This window comes from Paenibacillus sp. W4I10 (assembly GCF_030816325.1).
Taxonomy (GTDB): Bacteria; Bacillota; Bacilli; order Paenibacillales; family Paenibacillaceae; genus Paenibacillus; species Paenibacillus amylolyticus_B.
This window is the reverse complement of record NZ_JAUSXX010000001.1, coordinates 5,396,989-5,421,534: the sequence shown is the minus strand read 5'-3', so window position 1 is coordinate 5,421,534 and position 24,546 is coordinate 5,396,989. Positions and strand designations below refer to the sequence as shown.

Annotated in this window: 24 protein-coding genes; 8 read left to right on the top strand and 16 right to left on the bottom strand. The window is 45.9% G+C overall.

Annotated features, from left to right (window positions below):
- Nucleotides 1-158: 158 nt before the first annotated feature.
- From QF049_RS24410 to QF049_RS24390, 5 genes are all read right to left on the bottom strand, one after another.
- On the bottom strand, nucleotides 159-887 hold the full coding sequence (locus QF049_RS24410; protein ID WP_307541238.1) for a class I SAM-dependent methyltransferase: 729 nt from the start codon (nucleotides 885-887) through the stop codon (nucleotides 159-161).
- A gap of 153 nt (nucleotides 888-1,040) precedes the next feature.
- Nucleotides 1,041-2,336, bottom strand: coding sequence for a glycosyltransferase family 2 protein (locus QF049_RS24405; protein WP_307541236.1), 1,296 nt, complete (start codon nucleotides 2,334-2,336; stop codon nucleotides 1,041-1,043).
- 155 nt (nucleotides 2,337-2,491) lie between these two features.
- The gene (locus QF049_RS24400; protein ID WP_307541233.1) at nucleotides 2,492-3,367 is read right to left on the bottom strand and encodes a diguanylate cyclase domain-containing protein; all 876 of its coding nucleotides are present in this window, start codon (nucleotides 3,365-3,367) and stop codon (nucleotides 2,492-2,494) included.
- A gap of 128 nt (nucleotides 3,368-3,495) precedes the next feature.
- A complete protein-coding gene (locus QF049_RS24395) occupies nucleotides 3,496-4,605 on the bottom strand; it encodes a glycosyl hydrolase family 8 (protein WP_307541231.1) in 1,110 nt (369 codons plus the stop codon).
- 101 nt (nucleotides 4,606-4,706) lie between these two features.
- Nucleotides 4,707-5,213 (bottom strand): MarR family winged helix-turn-helix transcriptional regulator, encoded by a 507-nt coding sequence (locus tag QF049_RS24390; RefSeq protein WP_307541229.1) that lies wholly within the window; start codon nucleotides 5,211-5,213, stop codon nucleotides 4,707-4,709.
- Between the two features lie 157 nt (nucleotides 5,214-5,370).
- Here QF049_RS24390 and QF049_RS24385 point away from each other — a divergent pair, with 157 nt between their 5' ends.
- Nucleotides 5,371-5,811, top strand: coding sequence for a GNAT family N-acetyltransferase (locus QF049_RS24385; protein WP_124116790.1), 441 nt, complete (start codon nucleotides 5,371-5,373; stop codon nucleotides 5,809-5,811).
- Between the two features lie 172 nt (nucleotides 5,812-5,983).
- Here the strand turns inward: QF049_RS24385 and rlmN are convergent, their stop codons facing one another.
- The 3 genes from rlmN to greA form a co-directional block, all read right to left on the bottom strand.
- The gene (gene rlmN / locus QF049_RS24380) at nucleotides 5,984-7,078 is read right to left on the bottom strand and encodes a dual-specificity RNA methyltransferase RlmN (RefSeq protein WP_307541226.1); all 1,095 of its coding nucleotides are present in this window, start codon (nucleotides 7,076-7,078) and stop codon (nucleotides 5,984-5,986) included.
- 179 nt (nucleotides 7,079-7,257) lie between these two features.
- Nucleotides 7,258-8,613 carry a sodium-dependent transporter gene (locus tag QF049_RS24375; RefSeq protein ID WP_124116792.1) on the bottom strand — a complete coding sequence of 452 codons (1,356 nt, stop codon included), beginning with the start codon at nucleotides 8,611-8,613 and terminating at the stop codon, nucleotides 7,258-7,260.
- Nucleotides 8,614-8,896: 283 nt separating this feature from the next.
- Nucleotides 8,897-9,373, bottom strand: coding sequence for a transcription elongation factor GreA (gene greA, locus QF049_RS24370; protein WP_307541220.1), 477 nt, complete (start codon nucleotides 9,371-9,373; stop codon nucleotides 8,897-8,899).
- Between the two features lie 290 nt (nucleotides 9,374-9,663).
- Here greA and QF049_RS24365 point away from each other — a divergent pair, with 290 nt between their 5' ends.
- Together QF049_RS24365 and QF049_RS24360 are read left to right on the top strand one after the other, a co-directional pair.
- Complete coding sequence (locus tag QF049_RS24365) at nucleotides 9,664-10,533, top strand: arylamine N-acetyltransferase family protein (RefSeq protein ID WP_373428364.1); 870 nt, start codon at nucleotides 9,664-9,666, stop codon at nucleotides 10,531-10,533.
- Nucleotides 10,534-10,693: 160 nt separating this feature from the next.
- Nucleotides 10,694-11,380 (top strand): 4'-phosphopantetheinyl transferase family protein, encoded by a 687-nt coding sequence (locus tag QF049_RS24360; RefSeq protein WP_307541216.1) that lies wholly within the window; start codon nucleotides 10,694-10,696, stop codon nucleotides 11,378-11,380.
- Between the two features lie 169 nt (nucleotides 11,381-11,549).
- Here the strand turns inward: QF049_RS24360 and QF049_RS24355 are convergent, their stop codons facing one another.
- Both QF049_RS24355 and QF049_RS24350 read right to left on the bottom strand, forming a co-directional pair.
- Nucleotides 11,550-12,296 (bottom strand): Bax inhibitor-1/YccA family protein, encoded by a 747-nt coding sequence (locus QF049_RS24355; RefSeq protein ID WP_091036514.1) that lies wholly within the window; start codon nucleotides 12,294-12,296, stop codon nucleotides 11,550-11,552.
- Nucleotides 12,297-12,504: 208 nt separating this feature from the next.
- Complete coding sequence (locus QF049_RS24350) at nucleotides 12,505-12,861, bottom strand: nucleotide excision repair endonuclease (protein WP_076213814.1); 357 nt, start codon at nucleotides 12,859-12,861, stop codon at nucleotides 12,505-12,507.
- Nucleotides 12,862-13,534: 673 nt separating this feature from the next.
- On the opposite strand from QF049_RS24350, the gene pdxR reads away from it, so the two are divergent.
- Genes pdxR through QF049_RS24335 form a run of 3 tightly spaced genes read left to right on the top strand, consistent with a single transcriptional unit; the run spans nucleotide 13,535 to nucleotide 16,374 of the window.
- Complete coding sequence (gene pdxR / locus QF049_RS24345) at nucleotides 13,535-14,986, top strand: MocR-like pyridoxine biosynthesis transcription factor PdxR (protein ID WP_307541212.1); 1,452 nt, start codon at nucleotides 13,535-13,537, stop codon at nucleotides 14,984-14,986.
- Nucleotides 14,987-14,998: 12 nt separating this feature from the next.
- Nucleotides 14,999-15,919 (top strand): D-alanine--D-alanine ligase, encoded by a 921-nt coding sequence (locus QF049_RS24340; RefSeq protein ID WP_307541210.1) that lies wholly within the window; start codon nucleotides 14,999-15,001, stop codon nucleotides 15,917-15,919.
- A complete protein-coding gene (locus QF049_RS24335) occupies nucleotides 15,916-16,374 on the top strand; it encodes a GNAT family N-acetyltransferase (RefSeq protein ID WP_307541208.1) in 459 nt (152 codons plus the stop codon). Before QF049_RS24340 ends, QF049_RS24335 begins: the two co-directional genes overlap by 4 nt.
- A gap of 218 nt (nucleotides 16,375-16,592) precedes the next feature.
- On the opposite strand, the gene QF049_RS24330 is transcribed toward QF049_RS24335, so the two are convergent.
- The 5 genes from QF049_RS24330 to QF049_RS24310 all read right to left on the bottom strand — a co-directional run bounded on the left by QF049_RS24330 (nucleotide 16,593) and on the right by QF049_RS24310 (nucleotide 21,511).
- Complete coding sequence (locus tag QF049_RS24330; protein WP_307541206.1) at nucleotides 16,593-18,059, bottom strand: GNAT family N-acetyltransferase; 1,467 nt, start codon at nucleotides 18,057-18,059, stop codon at nucleotides 16,593-16,595.
- Between the two features lie 178 nt (nucleotides 18,060-18,237).
- Nucleotides 18,238-18,711 (bottom strand): IS200/IS605 family transposase, encoded by a 474-nt coding sequence (gene tnpA / locus QF049_RS24325; protein ID WP_307536646.1) that lies wholly within the window; start codon nucleotides 18,709-18,711, stop codon nucleotides 18,238-18,240.
- 350 nt (nucleotides 18,712-19,061) lie between these two features.
- Nucleotides 19,062-20,570 (bottom strand): copper amine oxidase N-terminal domain-containing protein, encoded by a 1,509-nt coding sequence (locus QF049_RS24320; RefSeq protein WP_307541204.1) that lies wholly within the window; start codon nucleotides 20,568-20,570, stop codon nucleotides 19,062-19,064.
- 208 nt (nucleotides 20,571-20,778) lie between these two features.
- A complete protein-coding gene (locus QF049_RS24315) occupies nucleotides 20,779-20,907 on the bottom strand; it encodes a hypothetical protein (protein ID WP_017691584.1) in 129 nt (42 codons plus the stop codon).
- Nucleotides 20,908-21,043: 136 nt separating this feature from the next.
- Nucleotides 21,044-21,511 (bottom strand): YfbM family protein, encoded by a 468-nt coding sequence (locus tag QF049_RS24310; RefSeq protein ID WP_307541202.1) that lies wholly within the window; start codon nucleotides 21,509-21,511, stop codon nucleotides 21,044-21,046.
- A 96-nt stretch (nucleotides 21,512-21,607) separates the two neighbouring features.
- Here QF049_RS24310 and QF049_RS24305 point away from each other — a divergent pair, with 96 nt between their 5' ends.
- Complete coding sequence (locus tag QF049_RS24305; RefSeq protein ID WP_047840920.1) at nucleotides 21,608-22,072, top strand: DUF4385 domain-containing protein; 465 nt, start codon at nucleotides 21,608-21,610, stop codon at nucleotides 22,070-22,072.
- Between the two features lie 104 nt (nucleotides 22,073-22,176).
- Entirely contained in the window at nucleotides 22,177-23,484 is a 1,308-nt protein-coding gene (locus QF049_RS24300; RefSeq protein ID WP_307541200.1) for a VWA domain-containing protein, read from the top strand.
- A 22-nt stretch (nucleotides 23,485-23,506) separates the two neighbouring features.
- Here the strand turns inward: QF049_RS24300 and QF049_RS24295 are convergent, their stop codons facing one another.
- Entirely contained in the window at nucleotides 23,507-24,322 is an 816-nt protein-coding gene (locus tag QF049_RS24295; protein WP_307541198.1) for an SDR family NAD(P)-dependent oxidoreductase, read from the bottom strand.
- Between the last annotated feature and the right edge of the window lie 224 nt (nucleotides 24,323-24,546).

Sequence of the window (24,546 nt, the reverse complement as noted above, 5' to 3'; positions counted from 1 at the left end):
ACTTAACAGTAAAAGCCCAATATCTTATCCACATGTGGATAGATTTTGGGCTTTTCAATGCTATATCTAGTGTTATCCACCGTTTTCTGTGTAGAACTTTCTAATTTATGAGTATAACTTTACGGTTTCATCTATTTATCTATACGCTTTATCACTATCTACTTCCGGGCACTTAAAAACAGAAACAATGGAATACGCTGCCTTCGTAGATAGGTTTCCTCGTTTACAAAATAAGCACGTTGTGGTGCTGACTCGCGCAAATGTTCTACACGGAATCCTGCCCGCTGCAATGCTATAAAGTATGATTCAATGGAACGATGCATCTTTTTAACAGAACCGCCCAGCCACTGCTGCTCACGATATCCTTCTACAAAATACTGATCAACCACCCAATCCGTTCGAGTCCCGGAGGGTTGCAGTGTAGACGTGATCACAGGATGTTCTACCGAAAATACAACTGTCCCGTTCTCTTTCAAAGTATTGTATATGTTGCGGAACAGGCTCTCCAGATCTTCAATATAGTGAACAGCCAGTCTTGATATAACCAGATCGTACACTTCGGCCGGGTAGGTCCAATCTTCCATGAACGCTTGCTCAATCCGGGCATTTAATCCTTTTACGGATTCGTTAGCCGCCTGAATCATATTCACAGAACCTTCAATTCCCGTATACGTCGCACCTTCGCGCTCCCGACTCAGCAATTCTGCGGCGAACCTTGCATCTCCACAACCAAGGTCCAGTATGTTCTTGCCGGCAACATCTCCAATTAACTCCAGTATCACCGGCTTCTCCAATGTATCATTGGCGTTCTCCTGCCACTTGCGACGTTCCATATACTTCTCGAAATTCGCCTCATCATCGTAAAAGTCTGATCCTCTGTCCTTCATTCGGTGACCCTCCATTTCGGGTAAGCATGATCCTCTTTACAGCCTGTATGAGTATACAGAATATGGATGTGTCTGGCTATAACAAAAAAAGCTGTTGTCTGGAGTTATCCAGCAAACAGCCTTTCTGCCTTACACTTCTACAATTTACGCCGCTTAGCCAAAACGTTCTGTTTTGTACCATTTGCTTTCGCGTTTCCGAATCTTGTCCATGATCAAGGAGTAAAATGCCTTGATCGAGATCAGGATGAACAGCTGTGCATACGTAAAGTAGGACACGCAGGCATAGATGAAATTACGGGTATTGCTCTGTCCAATATCTGCGGCAAGTGCCAGATTGATCTGTAACACGTAAATAAAGTACATTAGTGCCCAACCAATGACCAAGAACACATACGCATCGCCGGCAAACTGGAACGGTGAACTTACCTCTGGCTTAAATATAGCAATGACCTGATAGACCAGATTCACGAGAAATATAATATCCGATACAATGATCGCAAGCATAAACCAGAAATAACTGACGGCATAATAGATGACCAGCAACTTATTACGCCAACTGGAACGGTTAAACAGGTTATGAATATTATCCAGTACCACCTGGTAGTTCCCCTTGGCCCAGCGTTCGCGCTGCTTCATATATACACTAAGCTGTTCCGGCTCCTGCTGATAGGCTTCCGCTTGCGGCGCAAGTGCCACAAACTGTCCGCGATTCAAAATCTCGAATGACAATGCCGTATCTTCTGTAATGGCTGTCACATCCCAGCCACCAATCTCCCGAATCAATTTGGTTTTGATAATGTAATTCGTTCCCGGAATGGAACCGAGCTGAAACAATTCCCACAGGCCAGTGTGATACACACGTTGCGAAGTGATGATCTCCAGATTGATGCATTTGGAGAGGAAATTCTGACCTCTGTTGCGTGCTTTGTTTCTGCCAAAAACCACGCCATATTGTTCAGGGTTCTCAAGCGATTTTTGCGCCAAAAACATTAATGAATTCCGTTCAGGTGCGGCATCTGCATCGAAGATACAGATCCAATCGCCCATGGCTATTTCCAGTCCATCATTTAAAGCCCCGGACTTGCCACCTGTTCCTTTTCGCTCCATTACCGTCACATTGCGATGCATATAACTGGTCTGACTGAGGAACGATCTCAGCTTCTCTGCGGTATCATCTGTACAGTTATCCGCGATCACGATGACCTGAACTTTATCCTCCGGATAATTCAGGCGCAGGATGTGCTCTACCGTCGCAACAATGACCAGACCCTCGTTATGCGCAGGTACCATGACCGTGACTGTTGGATAATGATCCATATCTTCAGGGATCTGAATCCCTTTTTTGTCCTGTTTATTAATAAAACGAATCGCACCTGCCATAATAACAATTGACTCGAATACGGCAATCCAGATACTAAATATGGATAATATTAAAATAAAATCAGCCACTTACTTTCCTCCGATCATACTTGCGAATAACTTTCGACCGAAAGCGAAGGGTTGCAATTGTTAACCAAATCGTGAATACCGCAAATAAAGAACTGACGGCGATACAGATCGGGATGAACCAGGACATATAGTCCACAGCGCCTCTCTCCTTCCCGTTATATATATTCTCCGATGAGATCGGTCTCTGTGTTTCGTTCAAGGGCAGCAATAACCGCATCAATATCATCGTATTTGCTGAATTGCTCCTTCTGAAATACCAGAGCACCGGAGCGTATCACCGTTTGCAGCTCATTTCCCTTTTTATCAATAATTTGAAGATCCATAATGGCTTTTTTGATCCGTTGTGTAAGAAGTGGAAGATATTCCACATTCACCATTGGACATATGATGACAAAACGCCCACGATCCACGAAAAATTTGTAATCCTCATACCGAATCTGCTTCTGGATCGTACCCGAGATTTCAAGCAGAAACTGTGCATACCGGACAGAACCGAGAGATTCCATCACAAGTGGCAAGAATTCAATCTTGAACATGGCAATGCTGAATCCATACTTTTCGGAGTACCGACGAGCAAGATTACTGTGTTTGATTAACGTATCTGCCAGAGCTCCCTTATTACCAAGCGTAGTATCCAGATCGATTTCCGGGTTACGATCCTGCATATCCTGGAGACGTTCAACTACACGCGCACTGCGCAGCAGACTTGCCTTGATGAACGCAGCCACGGCAACGTTGGCAGGGATGAGCAACCACCAGGAGAATACAAGCACATTTGCATCAGCGTAAGTAACAAGCCACACAAAATAAGAGACCAGATATACAAACCCCGTCACGACGGATACGCCAACAGGCAGAAAAAGACCAAAAACCAATGCACCCAGCGACACGATACTAAAAATCATATCCCCTGTAGTGTAGCTCTGATTCATGTAAACTTTAAGATAAATCATCAGTTGCTGCATGAGGGCTAGTCCAATTAAAAGGGCATATCCCCATGCAATACGGCGGGTAGGTGCTTTATTCCTCATAGTTCCTTCTCTCCGTTGAATTTATAGTACTCTTGTTCATACTCACTTCTTTTATATTTCAACAATTTATGACATCATTAGACAAAACTATGCTACCACATTGAACAATTCATGAAATGACAAAATCCTTACTTTTTAATGCTTTTCTGTAAATTAACTTCTCCCAATAAAGGAAAAAGATTATCAAACAGATGTGTGTTACCATCAAATACATATCCACCTGGATAACGAGAGTCCTGACCACGCAACGTAGTCATATGGTTATACAACTGTTTGGCCCATTTTGGATCACCTGAATGAACAGCAAGTAAGATGGCGAGGCCATATACTGAGGAAGATTCATAAGAGACGGCAGGTGTGCGTGATTCTCGCTTATACTGTCCGGGCAGCTGATGCCGGGTGTTGAACTCCTTTTTCAAAAAAGAAATGAGCTTGTCCGGTTTGCGGTCGGTCACGGTTAGATGATTCGCCACAATCAACTGGTCGATCAGATTCACTGTATCATCATACGCATATTTTTTATGGACCACATCGAAGGTCTTCGGATAGAACAATCCATCGTCAGGCATCTTCTTCAGCAAAGCTTCGTACTTGGCATAGGTTCCCGGTTCCACCATCTGATGTTTATCCATCAATTGAAGAGACGGGAGATCAACATAAACCAGGCTTAATGTATCTGTGGAGTGACCACTCGCAAAATCGTGAAAATCCACATAATATCCTTTATTCTGAACCGATTGCGAAAGTGTACGGGATATTTCCGAAGCCGTTTCCAGTTTGGCTTCTCTTCCTTGTTTCCATTGATCTGCTGCCTTTAATAAAGCACCGACAATTCGAAAATCATCGCCAAGCGCGTTGGTAGTCACTTGAGATTCACCTTCGGCATCCAGCTTCCAGGCAATATATTTTTGCGGCATGAGGAAATAGGTGGTCAGCAGTTCATAGCTTTCTTCGAATAACGCCTGATCATTCTTGGCCACAGCATATTGCATCCAAAGACCAAGTGACTCAGATAAAGCCTCTCTGCCTGCTACGATATCCGCTCTCTTTGAGGTAGCATCTTGCAAATAGGTCGCAATTGTACCATTGGGATTAGTCATATGATCTTGAACAAAGGATACCGTAGGGGATGATTCATTCATCACAAACCGCTCCTTCACAAAAATAATTAACGCTGCCGTGATACTGACTGCCAATATGATCCACCACGTAAGCCTTTTCCTGTTTACCCGTTTCATGACTCCCTCCTGTACTGATGCTGCTCTGGCATAATGGCTCTTCTTCTTTGGATAGGTTCGGCTAGAGTCTGGGATGGAGGGGGCAAGGTTCGTTCCTCTGTTCATTCCGAAATATCCATGTAGGATCTTCGTCCACCCTTTTTGACAAATTTCCAGTCTACTTCAATGTTATGACGCATCCGTCTGAGAAGATGAATGGCTGTCTCGATCTCTTCCTCCGTCAGACCATCCAGAGTCACCTGATCCGAATGCACGCCCTCTTTACGAATGAATTCCCATGCTTCAAGCCCAGCTTCGGTGGGATACAACACCTTATTCTTCTTATTACCCATTGCTGGCTGTTTAATAATGAATCCATCGGATTCGAGTTTGCTAATAGCTCTGGCCGCCGTCGTGCGATCCACTTTGATCAGTTCAGCAAGCTGATTCGGAATAATGCCCGGATTCTCACAGATTCGATACAGATATAGATATTGTCCACGGGACAGGTTCAGATGCTGAAACTCGACATTACTGATTGAATCCAGACAGCGGGCAATCATACCAATTTCACGCAGCACTTCTTTTTTCTCAGTCAACACACTCACGCCCCTATAAAATTGTTGCATTCGCAACATAATTGATGGTATAAATACAGTTGAATTGGTTTTAATTTTAGCTATATAACTTAAAGCGTGTAAAAGAACGAGATTCGTTCCACATTCCTGTTATGTACCAGTTTATCACGTCAGGATAACATTACGATCACCCAAAGGAGAAACATTCATGAATACAACGATTGTTGAAGTTAATAATCAGGAATTGCTCGATGCCTGCTTCGCCATCCGTACCGCTATTTTCGTCGAAGAACAAGGCGTGCCCGCAACGGATGAATTCGATGCTTATGATACATTAGAAGCGGAGGCGCGCCACATTCTGCTCTACGTAGACGGTGTACCTGCTGCTTCCTCCAGACTGCGCATTGTGGAACAGGTCGCCAAATTGGAACGGATCTGTGTCATGCTTGATTACCGCAAACACGGCCTGGGCCGTGTTCTGATCGACAAGCTGGAGCAGATGGCTATTGCTGATGGTCTTGAGAAGGCCAAGCTGCACGCACAGGTACAAGCTTCCGGGTTCTACGAACGTCTCGGCTATGCACCCGCTTCGGAAGTATTTATGGAAGACGGCATTCCCCATCTGCTAATGACCAAAAAACTGAAATAATGACACTCCAAAAAACGCCTCCGTTATCACTTCTCAGTGATATACAGAGGCGTTTTGCATTCAGGCAACACATTCATGAGTGACTCAACAACGGTAAATGGCACCTACAAAGTACAGGCACTGATTATAACAACCAAGTATCCTAACTTACTTGCCAGATCCGCGTTGTATCTTATCCCAGTGCCAGACGGTCTGGCTCGGATTCGGCAGCGCTGTTCTTCATTTGTTTACTGCGCAACTGTCCGCAAGCAGCATCGATATCCGTACCATGTTCCATACGTACAGTGGAGTTGATGTGGTTCTTTTTGAGCGTATCATAGAAGCCCAGAATCGATTCTTCTGTACTCCGTTGATACTGACTGTGCTCATCCACCGGGTTGTATGGGATCAGATTCACACTGACCATACTTCTGCGACTGGACAACAGTTCAGCGAGCTCCGCGGCATGCTCACGTTGATCGTTAACATCACGTAACAGGATGTACTCAAACATGATGCGTTTGTTCGTTGTAGCCAAATAATAATCCACAGCATCCATCAATTGCTCGATTGGGAAAGCCCGGTTGATCTTCATGATGTGTGTACGCAGTTCATTATTAGGTGCATGCAGAGAGATCGCCAGGTTGACCTGCAGACTGCTGTCTGCAAATTCCTTGATTTTGTCCGGAAGGCCACTCGTGGATACAGTTATCCGTTTGGCGGCAAGTGCCAGTCCTTTGCGATCCTTAATGACTTCGATGAAATCACTCATGTGCTGGAAGTTATCGAATGGTTCACCAATACCCATCACAACCACGTTGGTTACCCGCTCGTCTTGACCCGCTGCATCCAGATGTCGCTGCACATGCATAATCTGTTCCACAATCTCTCCGGCGGTCAGGTCACGACTCTTCTTGATCAGACCGCTTGCACAGAAGCTACAGCCAATGTTACAACCCACTTGTGTGGTCACACAGACGGTAAGTCCATACTTTTGCCGCATCAATACCGTCTCAATCAGGTTGCCGTCCTGCATCCGAAGCAGAAACTTCACGGTACCATCTGCCGATTCCTGCTTCACATGTTCGCTCAGCGAGTTCATGGTGAAATGCTCGGAGAGAACGTCCAGACATTCCTGACGGACATCGGACATTGCGGGGAAATCGTGTACACGCTCTTGATATAACCATTCCCAGATCCGGGATGCACGGGATTTTTTCTGCCCGTGCTCCGGCAGCCAGGAACGTAATTGCTCTAATGTTAATCCATATATGGATGATTTGTTCATTGTATAATCCTCTTTTCGCAAGAAAGCATATGGCTTATCGGTCCTACCCAAAAAACCTCTACTCCGTATTGTCCCAAAATTGACGAGGGAAAACAAGGGCTTTTGCATTTCTTCCAAGAGGTTTTATCCATGGTAAATCTGCACAACAGACCATATTTAACCCTATCGGGCCTTCACCATTAGAAGTGAATGATACCGGATGTGTGCAGTAGAACCAGCAGAACCAGGATCGGAGCTACATAACGCAGCATGAACAGCCACACCCGGAACCATCCGGAACGCAGGCCGGAAGCTTCCGCAGCCGTTTTCCAGAAGTATCCGGCAAAAATCGTCACAAGCAGTCCACCGACAGGCAGCAGGATATTGGATGCTACAAAGTCCATCCAGTCGAACACACTCTTCGATCCAATCGTCCATTCAGGCAGCAAGCCGAGCGACAATACCGAAGGGAGCCCCACGATAAAGACCGCTAGTGAAATAACCCATACCGCACGACTGCGGCTCCAGGACAAACGTTCCATGAAATATTTCACCGGAACTTCCAGCAAGGATACTGCTGAAGTCAATGCCGCAATAGCTAACAGGATGAAGAACAGTCCACCAAACAAGAAGCCTAGTGGCATCGCCGAGAAAGCCGCCGGAAGTGCCACAAAGATCAGTGAAGGTCCTTGGTCCGGTGCAATACCAAACGAAAATGTTGTTGGGAAGATGATCAGACCTGCAATGAATGCATAGATCAGGTCACCTGCACCAACGGCGACGGTTGCCGCACCGAGGGATTGGTTTTTATCCACATACGAACCGTAGGTTACAAGAATACCCATCCCGAGTGACAGGGAGAAGAAGGCATGTCCAAGCGCTACCAGTGCGGATTCCGTTGTAAGCTGTGAGAAGTCCGGATTCAGGAAAAAGGAAACCCCAGCTCCTGCACCCGGCAATGTAACTGCACGAATCATCAGGATAATGAGCAGTACCAACATCGCTGGAATCAGTACCTTGTTGAACTTCTCGATTCCGTTAGATACCCCTTTGGCAACAATCCAGCCTGTAATCAGAACCGAAACCAGTTGCCACACGATCGGCATATACCCGCCTACAAAGGAGCCGAATTGTCCGGCATAATCCGGATTGTCAAACAACGTGCCGCTGAAAGACGTAATCGCATAATGCAATGTCCAGCCCGCAATAATGACATAAAAGGACAGGATGATAAATGGCGTTAATACTTGCAGCAACCCGGCCGCGAGCCATCCCTTATGTCCACCTGCTTTAATAAAAGCAGTAGCTGCACTACCTCGGCCACTGCGACCAATCGCAAGTTCAGCGAGAAGAACTGGCAAACCAATCAGCAGCAAACAGACGATAAAGAGCAGGAAAAACGCAGCCCCTCCGTTCTCACCCGTAATGTACGGGAATTTCCACATGTTCCCCAGACCAACCGAACTACCAATGGCCGCCAGGATAAATCCAGCTTGGGAGAAACGTTCTCCTTTGCCAGCGTTGTCTTGATCTAGATTAGGCTTACTAAAATTCATCGTATCTACTCCATCACTTTAAAGTTTTCCCGTAATTATATACTACTCACCTTGTCAGGTCATTCGAAATTCGAAATTTGTCGAAATGTTATTTTTTTACATATAAAATACACGTAAATCTTCATCTCATAAGTTCCTTAAACACAGTATGTGATAAAGTCCGTTAGTCCAACCGTATGAAGTTTCAACAAATCCATATTCCCAACCGTTCAAAGCCCAATCGAATCAAAAAGAGGTGTCCCCTCAGCCACTTGGATGACTGCGGAGCACCTCTCTTTTTGAATTACACTTTAATTTGAAGTAACTCGTACTTGATAACGCCCATCGGAGCATTGACATGAATGACGCTGCCCACTTCTTTGCCCATTATCTCTTTGCCCAGCGGGCTCTCGTACGAAATTTTATTATTCGCAACATCCGCCTCGGCAGGGCCAACCACTTTATATTCAATCTTCTCGGCGAACTCAATGTCATTAAGCAACACCGTCGATCCAATGCTCACTTTGTTGGAGTCTATATTGTCTGAAGTAATGACTCTTGCTTTTGTCAGCATCTTCTCCAAGATCAAAATTCGGGTCTCCATAAAGGCCTGATCATCTTTGGCTGAATGATACTCACTATTTTCCTTCAGGTCACCGTAACTGATCGCGAGTTTCAGACGAGCTGCCAATTCCTTACGCTTCACCGTCTTCAAATCCTTCAGTTCGTCCTCCAGCTTTTCCAAGCCTTCCTGTGTCAAAATCACTTCATCATTAGCCATTTTTCCATCTCCTAATCCTGCTATCTATCTATATTCTAACCTATATCCACTCCAAAGGGTTAGCATACCCCGGAAAAAGAAATAGCTCATCCATATATTGTATTTCAATGACATCAGAACCATGTCCATCTCTTGAGATGATTTTAAAGTTATCCTATGAATTGTACCGTTACAATCGGCTCAATTGATCATGTTGTTTTCACCCGTTGACTTTTACAATGGACTCAGGGCAGCAGAAGTTTTATAACCATCGCTTGCAGTCCACTATATGACGTGAGGTGATCTGAATGATTGAACTATTGAATACAGCTGAAATACAGGCCTATCTGAAACGGATCGGCATAGATGATATAAAGGAACCTACACTGGAATTCTTATTTGAACTCCAGCGAGCACATGTGCAATATTTATCCTGGCAAACGGTCGATATTTTTGCAGGTCGTCCTGCGGGAATCAGTCTTCAAGAATCGATTCAACTTATATTACAAGGCCGCAGCGGCTACTGTTTTCATCTAAATGGTGCATTTAGTGTTCTTCTCCGCTCGCTGGGTTATACGGTTGATTGGCATCGCGGGGGAGTACAGCCTCATGGGGAACAACCCCGTGTGAACTCATTTCATCTTGGTCTGTCTGTCCTTTTGCCGGATGCTGACCCGACAGTTGAACGCTGGATTGTGGATGTAGGTCTCGGCGGAATGCCCTTTGAACCTCTGCCACTTCGTTATGGAATCTATGGTTCAGCTCCATTCACCTACCAATTGATGCAATCATCTGTTGCTGCTGGGGGATGGCGGCTTGAGTACGAGCCGAATGGACCAAGTGAAGGAGTCGACTATGCTCCCGAGGTAGTCCACGATCTGGGGGAGTTCATTCCCAAACATGAATTCTACAGTCGGGCGGCCGAATCACCTTGGCATAACGCATTTTTGCTTCGTCAGCGAGATGAGATCCGCGGTCATGAACTACGTGGATGTATGCTTCGAACACATGATATCGAAGGAATCCGGAAAACGGAGATCCAGAGTTATACCGAATGGCGTAACGTATTAACTGAAATATTCCATGAACCATTGGTGAACTACAGCGAACTGGAATGCCAGGACATGTGGGAACGAGTACAGGCTGCGCATACGGAATGGAAACGAGTACAGGAAGCATGAAGAGGAGGATGAAGAACCTGAGGCCTTAACATTAAAAGCGAGACAACCGGCTTTCTTGTTAGGGGCATCCGTATAGTGATGATTTAGGAGGAAGAGTTGAGGGCCCGTTCCATATAAAGGAAAGTTATTGATCCACGCCGAATACGTACTCAGGTGATTAATGATGCTAACTATTCGTGTGCTCCAAGTTCCAGAAGTATTGCCCGAGGCGTACTGGAACCAATTGCTGTCGCAAGTTTCTGCCGAGCGTCGTGCCCAGGCTTCACGTTTTGTGCGTCAGGCTGACGCGTATCGCTCCGTGCTGGGAGAGATATTGACCCGTGTGACTTTGAGCAAGTTAACTGGACTGAGACCTGCTGAGCTTTCTTTTACCCGTAATTCCTACGGCAAACCTTCACTCAGTCACCATTCAGATGTACAATTCAACGTCTCCCATTCTGGTGATTGGATTGCTCTAATCTCTGGCAGTACAGATGAACTGGGCGTGGATGTGGAAAAAATAGCTCCAATTGACATGCAGATTGCAGAGCGTTTCTTCTCTCCTAAGGAGAGCCAGTTCTTGGCCGCCGAGCCTGACGATCTTCGGCTGGAAACCTTCTACCGTCTATGGACGCTGAAGGAAAGTTATATCAAGGCAGTAGGTATGGGCTTGTCCATACCTCTGGACTCCTTCGCCATCCTTCCCAATGAGCGGGAAGATTGGCATTGCGAGCAGGCCGGGGGCTATCGCTTTCACAGTCAGCGACTGGATGATGGACATATGCTTGCGGCATGTTCGGCTGGGGGAGAACTGCCGAACCAGCCCGAGATCATCACCTTGGAGGATCTGTATACAGCGTTAGTATAGAGTGGTGCTGGGCCTCAACGAATTGGAATCAGTTGAGTTTTGTAAGAGGCTTCCATTAGAAGAATCTTGCTAACGTTAATCAAAAAAGCTAACGACGTGAGTATCACGCGTTAGCTTTTTAGCTTTAAATTCACACTCCGTTTACGTCTATCTGACGTATTGAGTAGGACTAGTCCCGGCTCCGCAATTTGCCAAGCAGACGGATGATCTCAATGTACAGCCATACCAGTGTAACCATCAATCCAAATGCACCGTACCACTCCATGTACTTGGGCGCCCCACGTTCAGCACCACCCTCGATGAAATCGAAATCAAGGACCAGATTGAGGGCAGCCACAATGACGATAACGACCGAAATACCAATGCCGATCAAGCTGTTATCATGCAGATAAGGAATCGAAATTCCGAAGAAACTCAGTACAAAGCTCAGCAGATACATGATCATGATACCGCCGGTTGCAGCCACGACCCCAAGCTTGAAGTTCTCCGTAGCTTTAATCAATCTGGTTTTGTATGCCATCAGCAGGGCGATGAATACAGCCATGGTCAACAGGGCCGCCTGCAAGGTAATTCCGTTATACAGTGACTCATAGGTTGCTGAGAGTGCGCCCAGGAATAGCCCTTCTGCCACAGCATAGACCGGTACCAAATAAGGTGCCGCTACGGGTTTGAACGAAATCACAAGTGCCAGAATGAAACCAACGATTAATCCGCCATAAGCAAGCGGCATTACTTGTTGTCCGTTAAAGAACATCATCCAGGTTGCAAATGCACTGCCCAGTAGGATCACAAGCGTAATAAACGCTTTGTTCACCGTGCCGTTGATCGTCATGTAATTCTGATACCGATCTTCTCCATATCCTCTGTTTTCAAACGTGCTGTCTTTAAGTGTAGGGTTACCGCTACGACCGATCAACACAATCACCTCTTCATATGTATTTGATATATCTGTGATACTAAGCTTGGGTTTACTACGTTTCAAATTCTACAAGCTACTCCCTCAAAAAGATCGGGATGGCACCAGAAGGAATCGGATGTAATCCTTCGATTACATCCTTACCCACTGGCGCAACACTTAGGACATATGTCCCAGACATTTCATGTTCATGTGCTTTTTAAGCGTCTTATTTGTACAAGACTTTATCTACATTGTATTTCGCACGCATCGTGTTGATGATATACGTCTCGTAAATTTCACGATCTACCGGATCTTCAACCAGGCATACTTCAATCTTCGTTACTTCCTCGCGGTGATTCTTAATTGGTGATACCGTGTCTTCAAAATGCTTTTTGATACGTGGTCTTAATTTACGCGCTTTCCCGACAAATAACAACTCTCCAGCGGCATTGTAAAACATGAAAATCCCGCCTAGTTCCCGGGTAATCAGGTGAAAATCAGTAAATCCATAAATGTGGCTAAGCTGTGGATCAACCTGCTTTGTAATGGTTACATCCGGTGTTGGCACGGTAATATTAATCAATAGGCTCACTTCCTCATTATCTATAGGTTTACATCCTATCACATATTATAAACGGACACCATTTCATTCTATATGAAGTACAATTCACGCAATTTTCGCTATTACGACAAATATTTCAAAAAAAAGGTTAACTTCCCTGATTCAAAGTGGTACTATAGGGGTATGAGGAAGAAATTGGGCACTGAGACATACGTCTTTATATCTACCTCCGTCTATTGTACCCTATGATTGAAACTCTTTTTCATGCTGAATTCTGTTACGTGATCACGACAAGAGTACAGTTAGCAAGAACCCTAGCTTATAGATTGTGGATTCATCATCTAATCGACCCTTGCAGCAAGCAAACCTAGAAAGACCTAGATTCATGATTCACTGTAGATTTTAAGTATCACCTAGAAAGCCTGCAATTATAGTCGTACTGAAGTTAATAGACACACGTAGAAGGTCAGATAGCTATCGATCCTAGAGAGACTAGTCATGCAATACAACTGTAGAAATTATAGCAGCAGTACTATAGAAAATGGATCAAGTTTCACCACAAGGCCCCGGCATACTGCCAGGGCTTTTTTGCGTTTGTGCGAACAAGCAACCACACGCTCAGGGAAACAGAGGTATCGTGGTTCTTTCTGTTGGGTTTATAATATGGCAAGATACCAATAGAGGGAGTGATGGGATGTATTCCGATCTGCAACTGACGGAGGACCGCCCTGTATATATACAAGTCAAAGATTATATGAAGCGATTGATGCTCAAAGGCGGCCTGCAAGCCAAACAAAAGCTGCCCTCGACCCGTGAACTCAGTACACTCATGAAGGTTAGTCGCAGCACGGTCCTGCTCGCTTATGCCGAGCTTGAAGATGAAGGTCTGATCTATGCAGTCAAAGGCAAGGGCAATTACGTCAGTGCCTCCATCGAAACACCTGAGGCAGCAGCAAGCTGGAGACTGGACTGGACGACAGAGGTAAGCGAGTATGCCATTCAGGCAGAACAGTACGATCTGATGAAGCATGGCTCCGGAGCAGAGCGCGGCGAGATATCGTTTACCAGCATAGCACCGGATGAAAAGCTGTTTGATCTGCACAACGTGAAACGGGCTTTTCTGGATCGCATGTCACTTGAAGGCGAAGTACTGCTGAATTACGGATATGCGCAGGGATACAGACCGCTGATGAACTATTTACTACGTTATATGGAGAACAAAGGTGTCGATCTCCGTGGCAAGGACATCCTAATCACCAACGGATTCACGGAAGGTTTCGATCTGGTTCTTGGAGCGTTGCGCAAAAAAAGCGGAAAAGCGCTCTGCGAGAATCCAACGCACCACACTGCGATCAAAAATCTAAAATTACACCAGTTCCACCTGACCGGTGTGAATATGGAGCCGGATGGCCTGGACTTGAAGCAACTGGAACATGAACTTGAGGCAAGTCCATATGATCTGGCATATCTCGTGCCATCCTATCACAATCCAACCGGGATTGTGACGTCCCCTGCGAAACGGGTAGAGATCATCCGGTTGATGAACAAGTATCAGGTTCCCATCATTGAGGATGGATTCAACGAAGAATTGCGCTATTCCGGTTCCCACGTATCTCCCCTGATCGCCAGCATGGGCAAAGGCAATGGACTGGTGTATCTGGGCAGCTTCTCCAAAGTCCTGTTCCCAGGTCTGCGGGTAGGTTGGATTATTGCGGATGCGGCGCTGATTGATTATCTGGAGAGTATGAAACGGGCACGCAGCATCCATACCTCCACGCTGGACCAATCGTTATTGTATCAATATCTGAGCAACGGTAATTTCGAGAAATATTTGAAGCGTGCTCGCACAGAGTATAAGCGAAAATATGAATTGGTTGTGCGTTGCCTGAAGCAGCATCTGCCAATGTGCCGGATTTCCGGTGCGGGTGGTCTGCATCTGTTCGTGCAGTTCCCTTCCCAATACAGAACCCGTGATCTGCTGGCGGCCTGTAAAGGAAAAGGTGTAACGTTCACACCAGGGGATACCTTCTATCTGGAACCCGGTCAGGGTGTAAACACGATGCGTCTGGGTTTCTCCAGAGTGAGCGATGAGAATATACGTAAAGGCATTCGCATCATTGGCGAGACAGCAGCTCAAATGAGATAAGGAGGATTTCACATGAAAGTTGGCGTGATTATGGGCGGTACATCTTCAGAGCGGGATATTTCCCTGCTCACCGGACAGGAGATGATTGCAAACCTGAATAGAGACAAATACGAGGTTATACCCATTGAGCTGAATACCAAGCGCGATCTAATCGACAAGTCAGCGGGGATCGATGTGGCACTGCTTGCCCTGCATGGCAAATACGGCGAAGACGGTACTGTCCAGGGCACATTAGAATCTCTGGGTATTCCCTACACAGGCTGTGGTGTGCTGGCAAGCAGTGTATGCATGGATAAAGACATGTCCAAACAGCTCATGCAGCATGCGGGTGTACTTACTGGAGAATGGCTGCGAGTGAGCCATATGGAGGAACTATCCTCTATTGCTGTTCAACAATTAACGTACCCCGTGGTGGTCAAACCCAATTCAGGTGGTTCCAGCATTGGTACCCAAGTGGTGAAGGAAGCTTCCGCCCTACCGACTGCTGTAGAGGCTGCCCTCGCCTGGGATGATACAGTCATGATTGAACAGTATATCGAAGGTGAAGAGATTACCTGTGCCATTCTGGATGGTAAGATGCTGCCGGTGATCTCCATTCGTTCGAACGCGGAGTTTTTCGATTATTCTTCCAAATATGATGACCACGGGGCCGATGAGCAGGTTGTGCAATTGCCTCTGGACCTTCACCATCGCGTTGAAGCCGCGGCCTTGGCCTGTTATCAGGTGCTCAAATGCAGTGTCTACGCGCGCGTGGATATGATGATTCGGGAAGGCATGCCGTATGTGCTTGAAGTGAACACGCTGCCGGGTCTTACCCGTAACAGTCTGCTGCCCAAAAGTGCAGCTGCTGCAGGCATTTCTTTTGCAGAGCTGCTGGATACCATTATTGAACTTTCATTGAAGGAAAGACCCAAGGAGGATACAACATTATGAGCCTGGATGTGACGATTAGACATAGTTCCACTACCGATCTGCAAGATATGGTCATTCTGATGGACCAACTTGGTTATCCCACCACTTACGCCGAGATGGAAGAGCGCTATACCCATATCTCTGCGGACGCAAACTTTACTACACTGGTTGCTGAAGCACGCGGACGTGTAGTTGGACTGATCGGATTACAGACGTCTTTTCTATATGAAAAAAACGGAAGACACTGCCGTATCTTGGCATTGGTTGTACACGACCAGTTCAGAGGCTCAGGCATCGGCCGTCAGCTCATTCTTGAAGCTGAGCAATGGGCAGCCACGCATAACGTGGATTCTCTGTCTCTGAACAGTGCCAATAGCCCGGAACGTGAAGCTGCACATCAATTCTATCGCCAGATGGGCTTTACAGCCGGGAGCACCGGATTTAGCAAAAAGCTACAGATTCTACAGCACACTTAACCTCAGGATGATGTGCTATCTCAAATTTCACACCAAAAAGAACGCCCTACTCCGCACATTGGCGGAAACGGGCGTTCTTCAGTATATATCTATGTCGCATTGATGTGCTGTTGATGATTATGGGATCAATATTTGGCTGACTGCGCACCATCGATTGGAATAATAGCTCCATTGATAAACGGTGCTTCACCTGACAAGAGGAAAGCACGAGGCGCCTTTCAGGATTTCATAGCCTCATAAGCCGCAAGCAGCTTCTCTACCTCTACTCCGTTGATCTTCATCCCAGCCACTTGACACTGTTCCAACTGAACCCCAGATAGATCGCAATCGATAAAACGACTTCCCCCAAGATCACAATGTGCCCACTGCATAGGTACACGGTCAGATCCAAGGTGTGTGTCCTGGAAATGAACGCCATCCAAAGCACAGAATTCAATCTTGCTGTCGGTTAAGCGTAAATCAGCTAGCAATATATTGGTCATATTTAGATTGGTAAATTTGCTTCCACTCAGGTTGCAGTCGGTAATCCGACTATTCGTCAGATTACTGGTGCTGTAACGAACCGAGTCCAGATTAGCTTGAACATATTCAACCACCTTTGACTCACCCGAGTGCTTGGATAATGTCTCATCACATGTTGGATCAAAAGAATCAACGGACATGTTCTTCTCATATACAAACTCATCCTCAGATGCATAGATACAAACATATCCCATTTTTTCGTAAAAATGATGATTCTCCAGCTGCCGACCTGAGGTCTCCAACTTCCAGATTTCAATCTGCGGAAATTCAGCCTCAATAAACCTCATGACTTGAGTTCCCACGCCACGGCCCTGGCATACGGGATCAATATAGATCTTATCGATCCTGGCATGTTTTCGTCCAAGCACGTTAACACTCACTCCGCCAATAGCGCATCCATCTGATTCTACAACATAATAATCCCATTCACGGATCACGTAACGATGCATGCGAACTGACGAATAATCAGGCGGGCATAGATTGTTATCGATATCCTTCTCATTATCCGCCCAGACTTTTATGGCATGATCAAAAGCACGAGTGCAAATCTCTGTAAGTACAACAGCATCTTCTTGCTGCGCTCGTCGTAAGCGAATTTCAGAATGTACCTGCTTCGGTTGCACTGGTGCGGACTTTACTTTGAGCAGTTCAAAATAATCGTAGTTCTCCTGGTCCACAAGTTTCCTGCGAGAGACATAACGAAACCCCGCATGCTCCAGAACTTTGCGTGACGGCTGGTTGAACGGCTTCACAATGCCCACGATGCGATCCAACAAGGTATGCTCAAATAAATATGCTGTTAGGGCATGCACCGCCTCCGAGATATATCCTTTATTCCGGTAATCCCGGGAGATGGCGTAGGCCACCTCGCGGTCAGTACCATCCAGCATGTCATTTGGAAACACGCCACACCAACCGATGATGCGCTGATCTTCATTGTGTACAACGGCAAGCAGGATGTGTACATCTTCCGGGTTGAACTGTTCGTAACTGCCAACGACAAATTGTAAAAATTCGCGCAACTGCTCCTCGGTCATCTTCCAATCGGGCAGGATGTCTGTGATTTCAGGTTGTTGGGTTAATGCATACACGGCAGCCTGATCTTCAAGCGTAAATGGACGCAGCGTAATTGAGTTTGAATGGATGAATAATTGACTTTGCATATACAACACCTCTGGGGATTTATTTAGGATGATACAATCAGGACCACCCGTCCAACGGGTGGTTTGCTCTTGGGGTATAACCCCCTGTTGCCAAACTGCGCCTAAAGACGCTAGCCTGACAGCAGGGCTGTTCAGGCTCAGTGTTATTTGTCACTTTCACTTACCAGTTAAACTGGTCTTACTTCTTTTTGCTCCGATTACTGCTGAATGGATCTTCGTATTCTTTTACACTCAGCTTATCTAACGCTTGATCATGTGCTTCTTGCTCACGAATATACTTTCTTACCGTTGCTTCATTTAGACCCACTGTACTCACATAGTACCCTTCTGCCCAAAACTTTCGATTGCCGTATTTATACTTGAGCTGGGCATGCTTCTCGAAGATCATGAGCGAACTTTTTCCCTTTAGATATCCCATGAACGTTGAGACAGCTATTTTCGGTGGAATCGCTACCAACATGTGAACATGATCGGGCATCATATGACCTTCTATAATTTCTACTCCCTTGTACTTACATAGACGTCTAAAAATTTCGATTAAGTCTTTTCTCACTTGATTATAGATTTCTTTCCGTCTATACTTCGGGGTGAATACAATGTGGTATTTGCACATCCACTTTGTGTGAGCTAGGCTGTAGCTCTTGTTTGCCATTGAAGACCATTCCTTTCTTTGAGCCTGAACATCTCAATTTTATCGGAATGGTCTTGGTGGTCAAACCTCAGGTCCCTCCACCCGCATAGCGGGTGGTTTTTTGTTTCGCGCGTTACACGCACTCAACTGGCTAAAGCCATAAACAAAGAGGAGCACCTCTAATAGAGGCACTCCTCGATCCGTTTCCTCATTTCAGAAACGCCGAAGCTCCTCGTAATGGGTCAAAAGGACACACGTATCCCGTTCATGGTCTAACGGAATTTTTGCGGTGTTCTTTTCACGATCATTACGAGAAATCTGGCATACTCTGAAATCCCCTCTCATACTAAGGCTTACTTACAACGTCTCACTTAAGGACGGTCAATGTAAATCCAGCCTGTTTCTTGTTCCTTATCTACAGTAGCTCCAAGGGATTCAGCCACAAAGCGCAGCGGCACATACGTCTTGCCGTCCTTGCCTACATAAGCGGATTCCACCATGGTTACTTCTTTACCAGCAACGGTTGCCTTCTTGGAACCTACGGTCAGGACAATCTCATCACCAGTGATGTCGTCAATGACAACGATTTGGTTCGAGCCTTTGGTCCATTTCACTTCAGCATCCAATTCTTCAGACACGTAGCGAAGCGGAACAAATGTTGTGTTCTTAACGGTGATCGCCCCGGCGTATTCATCATCCGGGAAGAGCACTACACTTTTACTCGTGATCCCAGCTTCATCTTTCAGCAATTGGTATGCAAGTGAATTGGAATCAAAATTGCGCAGCATCTGTCCAGGCGTAATATCATCCTTCATCAGATCCATAACGCCGCCCGATACATCCACTTCATCAACTGCAACTGTGCCACCGATATTCCATTGTTCACTGTCTCCACTTACAGTTACGGAGTTCACCGGCAGATCCTCAGAAGCAGGCAGCGCTACTTTCAGTTCAAAGTTTTGCTTACGAATATCCAGCTTGCTGTCGAGATAAAAATCCATTTTCAGTTTGGTATCTGTGCCAAAGACCGTTTTGAATTCAGGGGTCTCATTCAACAGGTTGTTCAGCTCCTGATCATAATTGACCAGCATACTGTCCAGTCCTACTTTGATGATGGCAAACAGAGACGCAACGGCTTCATCTTTCGATTCAGGAACGATCGAATTCAGCGTTTCATCTCCCCCGCCTTCAACCTCATTCACAGCTTCAAGTACAGGGTAGAACACATCATACAGATCGCCAATCAGGTCTTTCAGTCCCTGCTCATCTTTCGAAATACTCGTCAGGAACGGTTTAACCATGGCAAGCATCTCTTCACCACTAACCTCCAGATGCAGCTTGGAGAGGCTAAGTGCTTCGCCATTCACGGTTTCCTGTACCGGTGTTACGGAGATGTTCTTCGGATTGGACAGATGCTTCAGGACAAAAGAGAACAGTTTCGGGGAAAGTTCCTCGAGTTGTTTCTCCAGAGCCTTCGTATCTACCATCGGAAGAGCCTGTGCATCCTGGAACGTATCCAGAGATATGTACAGCGGTTTCTGGGCTCCGTCCAGATCAATGACCAATTGGGACTCATTCATGGACATGTGGAAAGGTAACTTCGTTCCCTCCATGCTCAGTGTACCTTTGATCGATGCTGTCTTCGCATCTTTCATTTTGGCTTGATCAATATCCAGGGATATGGAATTAATGAGTTCGATCATTTCAAGGTCTTTTTCTGTAGCAAATTCCTTAGCCGGTTCTATGTTTATATTCATGGATTGTCTGGATTCACCGGACTTGATACTCGCGCCATTGGCCATTGCTTTGCCAACGTCTACTCCACCCACAGCCTGACATCCTGTAAGAACAACCATTAAGAGTACTAGTGGCACTGCCATCCATTGGACTAACTTCCGATTCGTAATATGAACTCCTCCTTAGAAAAATATGGTTCATTTCCATTATGAAGGTATAGGTAATTCTTGTAAACGGATACGCAAAAAAATAAACCAAAAGGCCGGAACATGTCCGACCTCTGGTCTATCTATATTTCAGCATATCGTATGTTTCGATAAAACATCCTGCTTCATTATGCAATGGTGGGAGTTATTCTTGCTCCTGATCTTCTGCGAGTTTCTCATCCGTTTCTTCATCTTCCGCAGTTGCGGGAGTCTCGAATTGATCCGGCTCGTCCTCTTGAATCGCTTTGTTCTCTTCGTTCTGATCCTGAGTCATATCGCATTCCCTCTCTTCTACCGGATTGTCATGTCATCAAGGCCTGAGCCTTGTGTCTATCAATAACCCGAATAGGCACAGTTCAAACCTGCCTCAGTGTCGGCCATAGAATTCCCATCATAATTTTAGTGCTCACTTAGAAAACATAAAAGATGATCCCGTTCCCACTTGCAGCCGTGGCCTGAAACAAGGCCTGGATATCATCCACGGTCTGAACGATCTCCTGAAATGTCTCTTCCGCATCCCAATCTTCCATAACTGGATAGACACCTTCAGCGATCATTTGGTCCAGACTATACCGCTCCTTTAATTCTTCCGGTGTGAGCTGCTCCAATGCCATGTAGGCTTCCAGCACCTGCTCGTTACTAAGCAAAAATAGATCCATGTCCGAATAGTTTCCCACGTATTGCTCACCTGCGAGAGGCACCACATATCCCAGGGGAGGCTCCCCTTCTAACAAGTTACCGTTCAGCGTGAATTGGATCATCTGCCACGTTTTATCAATATCCAGATCAACTGCACAATCATGCACACTAACCTCACCTGACTTGATGGATTCAACTAGCTCCTTCGTTACCACAAGATATCTGCCGGACATTCCCATACCGCTACCCCTCCTGTGTAATTCCTTCTATTGTTCCCCATTAACCTTGCTTGTTGGTTCAGAATCGGGGTAATCCCTATCAAGGAGGGTGTATACATGAAAAAATTTGATTACAGCCTCAATTATGATGAGTTGGATCTGCGCAAACATCCTGAGCTGTACACTGTAGGCCGGGGTGAGCAGGGTGTTCTCATGGTTGAGCCATACAAGGGCGAGATTCTGCCACACTGGCGATTCAAAACACCCGAGATTGCGACAGAGTCATCGGAGAAGATCTATGAGCTATTTTTGGAGTATAAGAAAAAGGGAGATTTCGTGGGTATGGATATGGCTCGTAAATTTCTCCAGATGGGCTATACACGGGCCAGACGGTATACAAATCACAAAGGAGGACGCAAATACTCGAAGGAGGATGGCTCAATTTTACCCTATCAGAATGATAAGGTGAAGGCCGAAGCCGCGGCAATATTCAAAGCACAATGGGAAATTGCCAAGACGGATCCAGACTATGTGAAGATGAAGAAGGAGCATCGGGAAAAGTACGAGTCTGATGAGGCGTAGGAACAACGGTAAAAAGATTGACTTATGGAAACATTTGTCTCAGAATCGATTTTGTTACTGTACATTTTCAACCATTATATTGGAGAAGAGAGGCGCATCCAATTATGACAGATTCGTTCATCCACTTAAACACAGGCCAGAATATCAGTATTAACGAATTCACCCAACTTCAGGTAACCATTCAATGTACATCATCTCCTTCTCCCTTGGATGTTAGCTGCTTTATGGTGAACGAAGAGGGAAAAGTCCCATCTGACGACTATTTTGTATTTTATAATCAGAAGGCCGATCCCCATCAAAGTGTGCTTCTGCAACAGGCAGAGGAACTGAAATCCTCTTTTGTACTGGATACAAATCAATTACGGCAGGCCCCTGTGGAAAAATGTGTGTTTACGGCTACTCTGGATGCGGGAGGCACATTCGCCGATGTTCAGGCATGTCAGGCGATTGTACAAGCGGGTTCCCAGCAGATCACCTATGAAATCACGCAGGTCACTGCGGAAACAGCTCTTATTTTTATTGAAATCTATAAGTATCGTGACGGGTTCAAAGTTCGTGCGATTGGACGAGGTTTCTTTGGTGGATTGCAGCCGCTGGCAGAGTCATTCGGTGTTGAAATTGAGAGTAACGACACCTCGGAAGCCGAACAGGTTCTTCTCACGGCACAAGCTGAAGTGGCAGCCGCCTCTCCAGAAGTCTTGGTACCTGATGCTGCACCAAACACGAATCATGCGCCGCTTAACCTGACCAAGATCGATCTCCTCAAGCGTAAAGTAACCCTGTCTCTGCAAAAGAAAAAGATCGAACCTATACAGGCACGTGTTGCCGTTGTATTTGATGCATCAGGCTCCATGTACCATCTGTATCGCAAAGGCATCGTGCAAGAAGCCTTCGAGCGTATCCTGGCGATTGCATCAGCGTTTGATGATAACGGAGAGTTGGACGTCTGGTTCTTCGCCAAAGACTTCTTGCGTGCACCTAGCGTCACCGCCAGGGGTTTCGAGAATTATATTGAACGCACATATACGCTGGGAAGCAAAGGCGGTACCAATAACGAACCTCCTGTGATGCAGGATGTCATTCGCAAATATACGATCGAGGAACCCGATGTGAAGATTCCAACGTATATTATCTTTTTTAGCGATGGCGGGGTCAGTCAAAAAGGGAAAATCATGCGGCTTATTACCGAAAGCTCAACCAAAAACCTATTCTGGCAATTCGTTGGCCTAGGACAAGCCAATTACGGTATCCTTGAGAAACTCGATGATATGACTGGACGTTTCATCGATAATGCTGACTTTTTTGCTCTCGACGACATCTCCAAGATCAGCGATGAAGAATTGTACGATCGTCTGCTCACTGAATTTCCAAGCTGGATAAAGGAAGCTCGGGCTAAAGGCATTTTGGCCTAAAGCTTTTACCCTATACCACTAATCAGGCTTGTATTTTTTCTGCTTTACCATCCTTGGAACGTGGACGGAGCATACTTCCTACAATTCGCAACATCAACTTGCGTGGCACGAGGCGGGTGAACTGCGCTGTCCAGTAATTACCGGCCCCCGGCACAGCATAAGGTTTGCCTGACTCGAGTGCTCTCATGGCCACCGCCACGACATGCTCAGGTGTATCACGTTTACCCACCGAGGCTTCATCAGCGCCCACCACATCAAAGAACGAAGTCTCGGTTGAGCCTGGGCATAGTGCCAAAAACTGAACGCCACGCTTCCTGTTTTCTTCGTATAATGCCTCTGTAAAAGAAAGTACAAATGCCTTCGTTGCTCCATACACAGCCATATACGGATCAGGTTGAAAGGCAGCCGTCGAAGAGACATTAATGACAGCACCATTACGCTTCTGTAACATGCCTGGCAAGAAAAGATGTGTCATGTTTGTCAAGGCGAGCACGTTCAACATAATTTCCTCCTGCTGCCGGGAACCATCTACCTGTTCAAATAATCCATGAGTAGCAAATCCCGCATTGTTGATCAGCATATCGATGTGTATTCCCCGATTCTGACATTCCTCATATACCCTCTGAGGTGCATCGACTTGAGACAAATCCGATACGATTACCTCAGCCCTTACTTGATATGCACGTTCTATACGTTCTGCCAATTGATTCAGTTTGGATTCTGTTCTGGCCACCAGCACAATATTTTTACCCTTGGAAGCCATTTCGAGTGCAAAAACTTCCCCAATACCTGAAGAAGCACCTGTAATAAGTACCCATTGACGCTGTTCCTTTATCATCTCTCATCCATCCTCTATGAATAATTTGAACACTTGTTTTCACTTGGAAACATTGTTTCTTCATGGAATCATCGTAACCAAAATTCATGATGCTGTCAAATACATTTGTTAAATTTGAATCTAGAACGGGTTCTTACTTATTAAATTCGGATTAAATTGACGTCATCCGGCGTAAAACAGTAGAATGACCTTAAGAAAAGGAAACGTAGTTTCTGTTCAACAAC